At 72.5% G+C, this 13,345-nt stretch carries 9 protein-coding genes; 5 read left to right on the forward strand and 4 right to left on the reverse strand.

Going from position 1 to position 13,345, the window contains the following annotated elements; genetic code table 11:
- Nucleotides 1-70 precede the first annotated feature (70 nt).
- The gene (locus tag TCUR_RS22410; protein WP_012854863.1) at nt 71-1,063 is read left to right on the forward strand and encodes a sporulation protein; all 993 of its coding nucleotides are present in this window, start codon (nt 71-73) and stop codon (nt 1,061-1,063) included.
- A 362-nt stretch (nt 1,064-1,425) separates the two neighbouring features.
- Here TCUR_RS22410 and TCUR_RS22415 read toward each other — a convergent pair whose 3' ends face one another.
- Complete coding sequence (locus tag TCUR_RS22415) at nt 1,426-4,803, reverse strand: HEAT repeat domain-containing protein (RefSeq protein ID WP_012854865.1); 3,378 nt, start codon at nt 4,801-4,803, stop codon at nt 1,426-1,428.
- A 348-nt stretch (nt 4,804-5,151) separates the two neighbouring features.
- Here TCUR_RS22415 and TCUR_RS22420 point away from each other — a divergent pair, with 348 nt between their 5' ends.
- Nucleotides 5,152-5,649, forward strand: coding sequence for a hypothetical protein (locus TCUR_RS22420; protein ID WP_012854866.1), 498 nt, complete (start codon nt 5,152-5,154; stop codon nt 5,647-5,649).
- An 87-nt stretch (nt 5,650-5,736) separates the two neighbouring features.
- On the opposite strand, the gene TCUR_RS22425 is transcribed toward TCUR_RS22420, so the two are convergent.
- Nucleotides 5,737-9,063 (reverse strand): HEAT repeat domain-containing protein, encoded by a 3,327-nt coding sequence (locus tag TCUR_RS22425; RefSeq protein WP_148233089.1) that lies wholly within the window; start codon nt 9,061-9,063, stop codon nt 5,737-5,739.
- A gap of 220 nt (nt 9,064-9,283) precedes the next feature.
- Between TCUR_RS22425 and TCUR_RS22430 the strand changes: the two genes are divergently transcribed.
- The 3 genes from TCUR_RS22430 (at nt 9,284) to TCUR_RS22440 (ending at nt 11,726) form a co-directional block, all read left to right on the forward strand.
- Nucleotides 9,284-10,090: an SAM-dependent methyltransferase gene (locus tag TCUR_RS22430; RefSeq protein WP_012854868.1), complete on the forward strand. Its 807-nt coding sequence runs from the start codon at nt 9,284-9,286 to the stop codon at nt 10,088-10,090.
- A 134-nt stretch (nt 10,091-10,224) separates the two neighbouring features.
- Complete coding sequence (locus tag TCUR_RS22435; protein WP_012854869.1) at nt 10,225-10,782, forward strand: carboxymuconolactone decarboxylase family protein; 558 nt, start codon at nt 10,225-10,227, stop codon at nt 10,780-10,782.
- Between the two features lie 275 nt (nt 10,783-11,057).
- Nucleotides 11,058-11,726, forward strand: coding sequence for a lytic polysaccharide monooxygenase auxiliary activity family 9 protein (locus TCUR_RS22440; RefSeq protein WP_245537106.1), 669 nt, complete (start codon nt 11,058-11,060; stop codon nt 11,724-11,726).
- A 148-nt stretch (nt 11,727-11,874) separates the two neighbouring features.
- On the opposite strand, the gene TCUR_RS22445 is transcribed toward TCUR_RS22440, so the two are convergent.
- Together TCUR_RS22445 and TCUR_RS22450 are read right to left on the reverse strand one after the other, a co-directional pair.
- Entirely contained in the window at nt 11,875-12,702 is an 828-nt protein-coding gene (locus tag TCUR_RS22445; protein ID WP_012854871.1) for a hypothetical protein, read from the reverse strand.
- A complete protein-coding gene (locus TCUR_RS22450; RefSeq protein WP_012854872.1) occupies nt 12,702-13,277 on the reverse strand; it encodes a SigE family RNA polymerase sigma factor in 576 nt (191 codons plus the stop codon). Before TCUR_RS22450 ends, TCUR_RS22445 begins: the two co-directional genes overlap by 1 nt.
- Nucleotides 13,278-13,345: the final 68 nt, after the last annotated feature.

Genomic DNA, 13,345 nt, shown 5'->3' on the forward strand with positions numbered 1-13,345 from the left:
GGCGTTCTCGAACTCGATCTACTACCACTGTAGTAGTTTTGTGGAAAGTCACCGGAAGAGAGGGTGAGACGTGGTATTCAAACGGGTTCTGGGCACGTTCGGGGTGGGCGGCCCCTCGGTGGACACGGTGCTGGCGTCCACGCACTGCCGGCCGGGCGAGTACCTGTCCGGCGAGGTGCGCATCAAGGCGGCCGACTACGACGTGGAGATCCAGCGGATCACCCTGGCGCTGGTCACCCGGGTGGAGGTCGAGGTCGGCGACCATGAGGGCGCCGGGGGCATGGAGTTCCACCGGGTGGACGTGTCGGGGCCGTTCCGGCTGCCCAAGGGCCAGGACCGCGCCGTGCCGTTCCAGCTCGCCATCCCGTGGGAGACCCCGATCACCGAGGTGTACGGGCAGCACCTGCACGGCATGGCCATGGGGGTGCGCACCGAGCTGGCGGTCGCCAAGGCCGTCGACAAGGGCGACCTGGACCCGGTCTCGATCGTCCCGCTGCCCTCCCAGGAGCGGGTGCTGGACGCCTTCGCGCAGCTGGGCTTCGGCTTCAAGAGCGCCGACGTCGAGTACGGCCACATCTCCGGGCTGCACCAGCAGCTGCCGTTCTACCAGGAGATCGAGTTCTACCCGCCGCCCTCCCACCAGGGCCGGATCAACGAGGTGGAGCTGACCTTCGTCGCCGACCCGGCCTCGCTGGCGGTGGTGCTGGAGGCCGACAAGCGCGGCGGCCTGTTCACCCCCGGCGGCGACGTCCTGGGCCGCTTCCAGGTGAGCCACCAGGAGGCCATGAGCATCGACTGGGCCGCCGAGATCTCCCGGTGGCTGGACGCCGTGGCCGAGCACCACGGCGCCCACTTCGGCCCGGCCGGGCCCGCTCCTTACGGGCACGCCCCTTACGGGCACGACCCGTACGGCCACCACGGTCACCACGGCGGTCACGGCCACCACGGGCCGGGCCTGGGCGCGGCGGTCGCCGCCGGCGCCGCCGGGTTCGTCGGCGGCATGATCGCCGGCGAGATCATAGAAGAGGCCGTGGAGGGGATCTTCGGCGACGAAGAGGACTGACCCGAGCCCGCACGGCGAACCCGGTCGCCGCTTCGGCCGGCGACCCGGCCCGGTCCGGGATTCCCGCGGCCGGGCCTGCGTCGTTTTCACAACGGGCGCCCGGCGGCTGCGGGCGGAAGCGCCCTGAAGGGCGCGGTGGCGCGCAGGAGCCGCCGGCATGTTCCCCGCTCCGGGCCTGCCGGAGCGCCCTTATGTCGGAAAGCCGCCGCGCTTCAGTTCCCCGTGCCCCGGCCGGGAGCGGCGGGAGAGGGTGGTGGGTGTCGTGCGCCGCTCCCGGCCGGGCCGCTCGCCGTCCATGGCACCGGGCGTCCGGTGCGGTCCGGCCGAGAGCGGCACCCCGCCCGTACCGGGTGTCCCGGGGTTCAGGACGGGGAGTCGGTGATGCGGGCCAGGGCCTCGGCGGCGAGGGCCCGGTAGGCCAGGTCACGGGGAATGGCCTCGCGGTCGTCAGGATGGGCCAGGACCCGCGCAGAGTCGATGATCTCCCGCAGTCGCGGCACCGCGGCGGCGGCCCCGGGACCGTTGAGAGCGCGGACGGCGAGCATGCCCAGCGGGGTGGCGGCCGTCGTCTCCACCGCTTCGATCACCCGCGGCAGCACTGCGGTGTCACCGGTGGCGTGGTGGATCACGCAGGCCGCCGCGGTGGCCGACTCCTCATCCGGTGCCTCCTCCAGCAGCGGACGCAGCAGCGGGACGGCCGGGGCGGCCGCCCGCCCCAGGTCGAGCAGCCGTTCGGCAATCTCCACCGACAGGCTCGGCCGGAGCGCATCGGCCAGCACCTCCAGCGCCTCCGCGCCGTCCCCGGTGATCCGCCACAGCGCCCACGCCGCCTCCTGACGCTCCTCCTCAGCGCGGCTTTGGTGCAGACAGCGGCGCAGCACCGGGACGGCCCCGGCGGCGGCCTCGCCGATGGCGCCCAGCGCGGACGCCGCCTCCTTTCTGGCCCCATCGTCCTCCAGCAGGCCGGTCAGTTCCGGCACCAGCGGCGCGGCCCGCACTCCCCAGCGGCCGACCCCGGTGACCAGCCCGGCCGGGACGTCGCCGTGGGCGGCGGACAGGATGGGACGCAACACCGGCACCAGTTCATCGGCGTGCTCGGCCATGCCTCCCACCATGTCCTCCAGATAGAACAGCATCCGGTCTGCGGCCAGCTCACGGGTGAGCTGCGGCAGGCAGCGGGCGTCGCCGAGCCGGGCCAGCACCTCCAGCGCACCGCGCGACCGCCAAAGCTGAGGGCTGTCCAGCAGCGCCACCAGGGCGTCGGCCACCTGGGCGGCGGCGGGACCGCACCACTCGATCTCCTCCAGGGCGGCCCGGCCGGTGGACTCCCTTTCCCCGTTCAGCAGGCCGGCCAGCAGGGGCAGCAGCCGTTGCGGCGCCGCCCGCCAGGTCCGCATCACCTTCCCGGCCCGCCGCACCTGCCAGGCGGGGACGTCGTGCTCGGCGCTCTCCAGCAGGGAGCCGATCAACTCGATCAGCTCGCCGGGGTGGTCGCCCATGGCCCCCAGCAGCAGGTCGGTGAAGCCGTACTCCAAGACCCAGAACGTCTCTCGCAGCGCCGGTTCAGCGGCGGTCAGTTCCTCTTCGACGGCTCGGGCGAGCTCACCGGAGAACTCCGGGACGCCGCACCACAGCAGCGCCACCGCCGCGGCGGCCCGCACCTCCCGGCAGGGGGCGTCGGCGAGCAGGCCGCGCAGCCACTCCAGCGGCGCGTCCCGGCGTTCCTCGGTCAGGTCACCGATGGCCAGCACCAGCGCAGCGGCCGTCACCGGGTCGGTCTCCGCGGCATACCGCGCCTGCAGCACCGGTACCAGCTCCAAGGCGCGCTCGGGGAAGTCGGCCAACACGAAGGCCGCCCCGTGACGAACCACCGGGTCGGAACTGCCGAGCGCCGCCACCAGGACGGGGATCTGGGCCTCGACCGCCGCCCGCCCTTCCAGGGCCAGGGAGCGCATCCGCTCGTCGTCGATCTCCTCGTGCGCCCGGCTGATCCGCGACAGCAGGCGGAACAGCCGCTCAGGATCCCCCAGTGGCCGGTTGCAGGCCAGCTCCACCAGGAACGGCACGGCGGCCGAGGTCGCCGGGTACACCGCGTCCTCACGAAGCAGCCTGGCTTCCAGCTCGTTCAGGCCCTCCCCCACCTCGCCGCCGCGGGGTGTGGCCACCTTCATGATCACATCTGGGATGTCGCGGGCGCTGCCCCTGGCGTGCCGCAAGGACGCCCAGTCGATCTCGTTCAGCCGCAGCCGGATCTTGCGGTGCGGCCACAGCCGCTCCGGGTCCAGCCGCAGCACGGTGGTGCCGTTGCCTGCTTTTACCCGCAGCTCGTCTTCCGGGCGCAGCTCCAGGCCGGTGATGCCGGTGCCCAGCCAAAAGTCCGCGCTCACCCCCGAGCGCACATCCTGTACTCGGACCTGCCCGTCGGTCCAGGCGGCGGCGACCGCCGGCCCGGTCGGCAGCACCGCCGCCGCCAGCGCGCACACCGCCCCCTCACCGTGGGCGAAAGGGCGTTTCGGCGGCTGGCCGGGCGGCTCCCACAGGCGAACGGTTCCCTCGGCGTCCCCGGTCACCACCAGCGGGCCGCCGTCCGGACGCACGCAGGCGACGGCGGTCACCTCGGCTTCGTGCAGTTTCCGGACCTGCGGCTCGGCACCGTCGAGCCGCACATGCACCCGGCCGCCGGCATCTGCGGTGACCGTGATCGTCCCGTCCCGGTCAGTGGCCGACACGACCTGTCCGGACGGCTCGGCGAACGAGGAAGCGGGCTCCGCCGGGTGCACCGCGGTCACCGTCCAGCGGCCCAACCCATCGGCATCGCCTTCGACGAGCGCCACCGGCCCGATATCGGCTTCTTGGCCGCTGTCCGGCCCGTGCTCGGGGGATTCGATCGCGTAGCCGACCACGTCGATCCGCAGCGTGCGCGCCACCCGCAGCAGCGCCTCACGGGCGCGGGCGCAGATCATCAGCGGGAAGTCCGCGCCCTCGCCGCGGGCGTGATAGATGATCGCGTCCGGTGCCCCGTAGGCGAGGCTGTCGACTCCCAGCTCCCGCCAGGGCAGCAGCCCCATCTCCGGGTAGGTGGCGCGGAGCCGGTCCAGCAATCCCGGGTGTTCGACGACCTCGTGGAGTCCCAGGCACAGCCGCCAGCCGTGGCGGTAAGGGATGCGTTCGACGGCCAGCTGCAGGAAGAACTCCGAGATCGACCGGGCCTGCAGCACCCAGTCGTCCTCGATGCTGACCAGCACTCTGGGATCGGGCCGGCCGGCTTCGGCGGCCAGGTACCCCCACTCGTTGCAGTACTCGTACTCGGCCATGAACACGCACACCCGCCGGTCCTCATCGGGACCGACGAACGGGTTGCGGACGGGCAGCGCGCCGCCAGAGCCGTATCCGGTGGGGTCGGGCCGGATCGTGGGCGGCCACTCCGGATGCGTGTAATACAGCTCCGGCGAGTGGACGAACGAGTTGAACGGCAGATCCCACCACTCTTTCAACGCCTCCGGGACCGGCAGGGAGACGTCCACCCGGGCGGCGTCGTCCTCATCGAAGTCATCCTCTTCGAAGCCGTCCTCATCGAACTCGTCCTCGGCCCGCCGCGACCGGCGCGGCGGCCCCTCGGGGTCCTGATAACCCCATTCGCGCTGGAAATCGCGCAGCAACTCCCAGAACGCCGACCGCCCCCGCTCGGCGGCCCGCCGCATCCGCTCCGCAAATCGCCCGTAATCGATCACCTCGCCCACGGCAGCAGCGTAGGGACGACCGCATTTCCACCGCGAATCAGACAAACCGGTTACGCCACGGTCATTTCGGAGTCGAAGAGATCCGTCTCTCCCACGCGGTCGTGCATCCATCCGGGACGACCCGGTGCCCGGCACCGTCCGGCGATCACGGCCGCCGGGGAGGGACACCGTCCATGCGGCGGGCGATGTGTGCCGAACGGACCGGTACTGAGGGACCTAAGTCCCGTCCCCGGCGGCACGCCGGTGCGACAGGCTTGGTCACGGTGCCATGGCCGCCCAGCCACCGGCCGCTTCGGGCCGGTGCCGGGCGCGGCCAGTCAGAACCTCCCGGCGAAAGAGACATCGCACATGCGCGGCATCCACCGTTCCGGACGTCCTCTGCGCGATCTTCTGCGCGGCGTCGTCGGCGCCGCTCTGCTCGGCGCCGGCCCCGTCATGATCGTCGAGGGTGTTCGCGGCAGAAGGCAGATCCGCGACGAGCTGGCGGCCCAGCAGATCACCTTCCCCTGGGAGGAGGGCCTGCCCGACCGCCTGGCGGCGCTGGCCGGGCGGCGCGTCGAGACGGGGCCGCAGGCGCGGGCCTACAGCGAACTGATCAAGATCCATCTGCAGCAGGCCACCGGCGGGCGCACCTATGCGCAGATCAGCGCGGAGATGGCCGCCGGCAAGGGCGATGAGAAGCTGGCAAACCTGCAGCAGACCGCGTTCATGGGGGAAATGCTGCGGGCCGGGCTGCTGTCGTCCTACCAGGCGTGGCGGCTGACCTCGCTGGTGACCGGCCTGGGCGCGCTGCTCAGCGGGCTCGGCGCGGTGGTGCTCGCCGGCGGCCGGAGCGGACGCGGCTGACTTCCCGCCCCCTTGCGTTCTCCGGCAAGGCGGTGCGGGGCCGGGCGGCCCGTGGTGAGCGGGGCGGGCCGCCCGGCGCACACGCCGTCAGGACGCGGAGGCGGTGATGCGGGCCAGGGCCTCGGCGGCGAGAGCCCGGTAGGCCAGGTCCTGGGAGACGGCCCATCGGCCATCGGCCAGGACCCGCGCAGAGTCGATGATCTCCCGCAGTCGCGGCACCGCGGCGGCGGCCCCGGGGCCGTCGAGGGCGCGGACGGCGAGCATGCCCAGCGGGGTGGCGGCGACCGCCTCGATCACGCGGGGCAGCAGGTCTGCCTCCCCGGTGATCCGGTGGATCACGCAGGCCGCCGCGGTGGCCGACTCCTCATCCGCTGCCTCCTGCAGCAGCGGACGCAACAGCGGCACGGCCGGAGCGGCCGCACTCCCCAGGTCGAGCAGCCGTTCGGCGACCTCCACCGACAGGCTCGGCCGGAACGCATCGGCCAGCACCTCCAGCGCTTCCGCACCATCCCCGGTGATCCGCCACAGCGCCCACGCCGCCTCCCGACGCTCACCTTCCGAGGAGCCCTCACGCAGCAGACGACGCAACACCGGGACGGCCTCGGCGGCGGCCTCACCGATGGCGCCCAGCGCGAACGCCGCCTCCTCTCCGGCCCCATCGCCCTCCAGCAGGCCGGTCAGCTCCGGCACCAGCGGCGCGGCCCGCACCCCCCAACGGCCGACCCCGATGGCCAGCCTGCGTGAACCGGGCGCATGAGCGGCCAAAAGGGGACGCAGTGCCGGTATCAGCTCATCGGCGTGCTCGGCCATGCCCGCCACCATGTCCTCCGTGTAGTACAGCCCCGGGGCCTTGGGCAGGGCGTCGATGAGCTGCGGCAGGCAGCGGGCGTCGCCGAGGGAGCCCAGCACCTGCACCACGTCCGACCGGTCCCGGTGCCGCCGCTCCCGCAGCATCGCCGCCAGGGCGTCGGCCACCCGGGCGGCGGCGGGGCCGCAGCGCTTGATCTCCTCGAAGGCGTAGCGGGCGACGGTCTCGTCCTCATGGTCCAGCAGCCCGGCCAGCGGGGGCAGCAGCCGCCGCGGCGCCGCCCGCCAGGTCCGCATCACCTCCCCGGCCCGCTCCACCAGCCGCGGGCCGGTGTCGCGGTCGGCGCTCTCCAGCAGGGAGCCGATCAGTTCGATCAGCTCGCCGGGGTGGTCGTCCAGGGGCTGCAGCAACCCCTCATGGCGGTCGCCCTCCCACAGCCACAGCACTTCCTCCAGCGCCGATTCGGAGGCGGCCAGTTCTTCCCTCAGGGCTTGGACGAGCCCGTCGGGGAGCTCTGGGACGCCGCACCACAGCAGCGCCACCGCCGCGGCGGCCCGCACCTCCCGGCAGGGAGCATCGGCGAGCAGACCGCGCAGCCACTCCAGCGGCGCATCCCGGCGCTCCTTGGTCAAGTCACCGACGGCCAGCACCAGCGCAGCGGCCGTCACCGGATCGGTCTCCACGGCATACCGCGCCTGCAACACCGGCACCAGCTCTAGGGCACGCTCAGGAAAATCGGCCAGCACAAAGGCCGCCCCATGCCGAACCACCGGATCAGAACCACCAAGCGCCGCCACCAGGGCCGGGATTTGGGCTTCGACCGCCGCCCGCCCTTCCAGGGCCAGGGAGCGCATCCGCTCGTCGTCGATCTCCTCGTGCGCCCGGCTGATCCGCGACAGGATGACGAACAGGTCCTCGCGGGCCCCGTGGGGACGGCCGCAGGCCAGCTCCACCAGGAACGGCACGGCGGCCGAGGTCGCCGAGTACGCCTCGCCCCATCTGAGCAGCGCCTCTTTCAAGCCGTCGATGCCCTCGCCCAGGTCGCCGGTGCGCGGCGTGGCCACTTTCATGATCAGGCCGGGGATGTCCCCGGCCCCGCCCATGGCGTGGCGCAAGGACGCCCAGTCGATCTCGTTCAGCCGCAGCCGGATCTTGCGGTGCGGCCACAGCCGCTCTGAGTCCAGCCGCAGCACGGTGGTGCCATTGCCCGCCCTGACCTGCAGTTCCCCGTCCGACCCCAGTTCCAGGCCGGTGATGCCGGTGCCCAGCCACAGGTCGGTGTCCACCCCTGAGCGGACGTCGCGCAGCCGGACCAGACCGTCGCCCCAGGCGGCGGCGACCGCCGGCCCGGTCGGCAGCACCGCCGCGGCCAGCGCGCACACGGCCTCTTTACGGCCGGTGAGCGGCTGCTCCGGCGGCTGGCCGGGCGGCTCCCATAGGCGGACGGTTCCCTCGGCATCGCCGGTCACCACCAGCGGGCCACCATCCGAACGCACGCAGGCGACAGCGGTCACCTCGGCTTCGTGCAGTTTCCGGACCTGCGGCTCAGCATCGCCGAGCCGCACATGCACCCGGCCACCGGCATCCGCGGTGACCGTGACCGTCCCGTCCCCGTCAGTGGCCGACACGACCTGTCCGGACGTGAACGAGGAGGCAGGCCCCGCCGGGTGCACCGCCATCACCGTCCAGCGGCCCAGCCCATCGACATCCCCCTCGGTGAGGGCCACCGGCCCGACCCCGCCCTCCTGATCACTGTCCGGACCGTGCCTAGGGGGTTCGATCCAGGGGCCGACCACGTCGATCCGCAGCGTGCGCGCCACCCGCACCAGCGCCTCACGGGTGCGGGCGCAGATGACCACCGGGTAATCCGCGACGCCCCACCGGCCGACGTGAATGATCGCGTCCGGCGCCCCGTAGGCGACGCTGTCGACTCCCAGCTCCCGCCAGGGCAGCAGCCCCATCTCCGGGTAGGTGCCGCGGATCCGCTCCAGCAGTCCCGGGTGCTCGATGACCTCGCTCGGGTACAGCGGCAGCCGCCAGCCGTGGTTGTGCGAGAGCCGCTGAACGGCCAGTTGCAGGAAGAACTCCGAGATCGACCGGCCCTGCAGCAGCCACCCGTCCTCGGTACTGACCAGCACTCTGGGATCGGGGCGGCAGGCTTCGGCGGCCAGATACCCCCACTCGTTGCAGTACTCGTACTCGGCCATGAACACGCACACCCGCCGGTCCTCACCAGGACCGACGAACGGGTTGCAGACGGGCAGCGCGTCACTGACGCCCTGCCCGGTGGGGTCGGGCCGGATCGTGGGCGGCCACTCCGGATGCGTGTAATACAGCCTCGGCGAGTGCACGAAGGAGTTGAACGGCAGATCCCACCACTCTTTCAACGCCTCCGGAACCGGCAGAGAGACATCCACCCGAGCGGCATCGTCCTCATCGAAGCCGTCCTCTTCAGCCTGCCGCGACCGGCGCGGCGGCCCCTCGGGGTCCTGATAACCCCATTCACGCTGGAAATCGCGCAGCAACTCCCAGAACGCCGACCGCCCCCGCTCAGCGGCCCGCCGCATCCGCTCCGCAAACCGTCCATAGTCGACTGCTTCGCTCACGGGTGAGCAGCGTAGGGAGACCACATTTCCACCGCGAATCGAACAAACCGATTACCGTCGCGGCAAACCCTTCCCACCTTCACCTTTTCTCCGCCTCCCAGGTCACCCCCCAAAACGTGGCACGCTCCGGCCGAACCACCGAACCGGCCGGCGACGACCCTCACCCCTCATGAGGAAGATGCCGGTAACATCCCGTGCCATCACTTTCGAGAGGATCTCCATGAGCCGTGACGCCGCGAGCCCGGCCGGCAGGCTGCAAATCGACAGGCCGGTCTCGGCCCGGGTCTGGGACTACTGGCTGGGCGGCAAGGACCACTACGAGGTGGACCGCCGGGCCGGTGAGGCGGTCGCCCGGCAGGTTCCCGGGATCGTCGCGGCGGCCCGCGGCGACCGGCTGTTCCTGGGGCGGTGCGTGCGTCACCTGGCGGGCGAGCGGGGCATCCGCCAGTTCCTCGACATCGGCACCGGGCTGCCCACCGCCGACAACACCCACGAGATCGCCCAGCGGGTGGCGCCGGAGTGCCGGGTGGTCTACGTCGACAACGACCCGCTGGTGCTGGCCCACGCCCGCGCCCTGCTCACCAGCACCCCCGAGGGCGCGACCAGCTACATCGACGCCGACATGCGCGACCCGGGCGCGATCTTGGAACAGGCCGCCGAGACCTTGGACTTCGGTGAGCCCATCGCGCTGATGATGCTGGCCGTCCTGCACCTCATCCCCGACGACGGCCAGGCCCACCGCATCGTGCGGGAACTGGTCGCCGCACTGCCGCCGGGCAGCCACCTGGCGCTGTCGCACGCCTGCCTGGACGTGGAGGCCACCCAGACCGCCGTCCGCACCTGGAACGAGACCGGCACCCCGCACCCGGTCAAGGCCCGCACCCGCGCCGAGATCACCGCTTTCTTCGACGGCCTGGAGCTGATCGAGCCGGGGGTGGTCTCCTGCACCCGGTGGCGTCCCGAGCCCAACCCGTGGGGCGAACCACCGGAGGTCATGACCTTCGGCGGGGTGGCCCGCAAACCCTGAAAAGGCACATCCGGCGTCAAGACGAGCAAGCCCGGCGTTCAGATGATCAAACCGCCGCGGCGGCGTTATGGTGGCGGCAGTCGGCCCGGCCGGCGGCCCGGGCCGCGCTCCGGTCGTCCCCGAAAGGTGGTCTCGTGGCGCACATCGATCTGGACGACGGCATTCCCGGACTGCCCTCGCTGCTGCGGTTCCGGCCGGAGACCGCCGGAGCGCTCAGCGCCCTGGCCGAGACCCTGCTGCGCGGCCCGAGCCCGCTGGCCCGCGGGGAGCGCGAGCTGATCGCGGCCTATGTGTCCACGCTGAACGACTGCCGCTTTTGCGCCGGCTCGCACTCGGCCTGCGCCGCCGCCCAGCTGGAGGGCGGCATGTCCCTGGTCGAGCAGGTCCACGCCGACCCGGATGCCGCCCCCATCTCCGACAAGCTCAAAGCCCTGCTGCGCATCGCCGCCGCCGTCCAGCGCAGCGGCAAGGACGTCACCGCCGAGCACATCGCCGCGGCCCGCGCCGCCGGCGCCACCGACGTGGAGATCCACGACACGGTGCTGATCGCCGCCGCGTTCTGCATGTACAACCGCTACGTCGACGGCCTGGGCACCTCCGTTCCCCCCGACCCCCGGGCCTACGCGCAGATGGCCGAACGCCTGGTCGCCCACGGCTACGGCTCCGCCGCCCCCGGCCCGGACCCCAGGTGATCGCCGGGTCCCGGAACCACGAGGGCGGCCGGGCACCGTGCCGGGGACACGGCGGCAGAAGCCGAAAGCCGCGCTCGCCCGGCGGCCGCCCTTGCCGGTGCCCGGTGCGGAGATGCCGCGGGCCTCGCGTTCGAAGACGGTGATCTGAAAGCCCCGTCCGACCTGTTCGCAGGCGACGGCCGACCCGGCCGTGCCGCCGCCGCGCACGGCGCCATGCTGGTGCCGGGAGCCGCATCCACCTGTGCTGGAAAGACAGCCCGACCCCGCAGGGCGACATCGTCCCCAAGAACCCGGCCTGCGCGGCCGTGGTCACCCAAAGCGGCACCAACTCCCTGTACAACTGGTTCGCCGTGCTGCGCTCCGACGGCGCCGGGTGGATGAAGGGCTTCATCCCCGGCGGCGAGCTGTGCGGCGCCAATGCCACCATCTACGACTTCGGCGGCTTCGACCTGGCCCGCGACGACCGGCCGGTGACCCACCTGACCGCCGGCGCCACCATCCGGTTCCGCTGCAACAAGTGGGCCGCCCACCCCGGCTGGTTCCGCTCCCACATCACCAAGGACACCTGGGCCCCCAGCCGTCCGCTGTCGTGGGACGGCCTGGAGCCCGAGCCGTTCGACAAGGTGCAGGACCTGCCCCGCGCCGGCGGCCCCGGCAGCGAGAACTCCGATTACCTCTGGAACGTCAAGCTGCCGGAGGACAAGACCGGCCGGCACATCATCTACTCGGTCTGGCAGCGCTCCGACAGCGACGAGACCTTCTACAACTGCTCGGACGTAGTCTTCGACGGCGGCAACGGCGAGGTGACCAGCGTCGGGGAGAGCGGCACGCTCCCGCCGCCGTCGCAGTCCCCCTCACCGAGCGCCCCAGCCTCCCCGCAGCCGGGGATGAGCCACCGGACGACCAGCGACTGGGCGGACGGCGCACCAGACCGACAAGGCTGAACGGTCTGGAACGCCTTTTCATACCCACCGACTGCGCACCGCTTCCCAGAGACGACGACCATGGCGAAAACGCCGACAGCGCGCTGCCAAGCCTTTTCCGCCGAGGCCAGGACGGGAGCGTCAGCGGCGCTGTGTCCTGCGGACGGGCTCAGAAGTGCCCGGTGATCCTGGTGCCGTCGGCCGCGATGACCTGGAAGGTGTCCTCGCCGGGGTCGTGGCCGGCGGCCCGCTCGTACTGGGCGGCGAAGGTGTAGGTGCCCGGCCGCACCGTGCGGCCCGGCAGCAGCGTCCACCGGTAGACCACGGCCCGGCCGGTGACATCCGTGCTGATGCGGAAGTCGCTGGTGGCCAGCGACAGCCAGGAGCCGGTCGGCCTGACCCGCGGCGTGCGGACGACTTCGATGGTGACCCGCAGGCGGGTCAGGGGACGGTGCACCCGCAGTTTCAGGTTGTTCTCGCCCCAGTAGGGGGTGCCGTTCGGGCCTGAGGTCCCGGTGGCCTCCACGATCTGCTCGCCGGAGGGTTCGTCCCCGGCGGGGGAGGCGCTTTGAGGGGAGGACGGGGAAGAAGGGGTGTGGCCGGGAGCAGTGGAGGGGGTGGGGAGCGGGGAGGCGTGCTGAGCGGGTGACTGCGGCGGCAGGTCGCCTCGTTCGGTCAGGGGCGGGCCGGTCCGGTCGTTCAGCGCCAGGGCGGTCAGCGAGGCGATGCCGACGACCGCGGCGGTGCCCAGCGCGGTGGCGGCCACCCGCAGTCCGCTCCAGCCCGCCCAGCGCCGCAGCGGGCGGGCCCACGGGCCGTCCGGGCGCAGCGACCCGGCCGGCGGCCAGGCCCCGCGGGGCGAGCGCATGGCCGTCTCCACCCGGGACCAGATGTGCTCCCGGTCGGGCTCGTACCGGTCGGCCTCGTCGCGCAGCCGCTGCCGCAGCAGGGCCAATATCTCTTCGGTCGTCTCCCGGCGGCCTTCGTGAGCTCGCATCACGCACCCTCTCCCAGCGGCCCGCCGGCCGCCCCTCCCCGCAGCAGGCCGGCCGCAGGGCCCTCGGGCCGCTCCCGCAGCGCCCGCACCAGTTCGGCCACCCCGCGCGAGGTCTGGCTCTTGACCGTCCCGACGGAGACGCCCAGCACCCGGGCGGTCTCCTGTTCCGACAGGTCGAAGGCCAGCCGCAGCACCACGCAGGCGCGTTTGCGGGGCGGCAGCCGCCGCAGCGCGGCCCGCACATCGACGATCGCCGCCACGTCCGGGTCCTGGCGGGACTCCCGCTCGCCGCCTTCCAGGACGTGCAGCCCGCCGCGTTCGCGCATCAGGGTCCGGATCCGGCTGTTGCACATGTTGATGACCATTCGCCGTACGTAGGCCAGCGGCTGGTCGGCGTTGCGCACCCGGTCCCACCGATGCCACGCGGCCACCAGCGCATCGGCGGTCAGGTCGTCGGCGGCGTCCGCGTCCCCCAGCATCAGGGCCGCCAGCCGGGCCAGTTCTCGGTGGTGCAGTTCGAAGAATCGCTGGAACTCCGCCCGGGCGGCCTCGTCCAGGGAGCCTTGTGAGCTCAAAGGGACCGCCTCCCGCCGTTGCGCGGCACGGGACGCGGCCGATGCGCCGTGCCACGTGCTCATCGTCA

The organism is Thermomonospora curvata DSM 43183 (assembly GCF_000024385.1).
GTDB classification, from domain to species: Bacteria; Actinomycetota; Actinomycetes; order Streptosporangiales; family Streptosporangiaceae; genus Thermomonospora; species Thermomonospora curvata.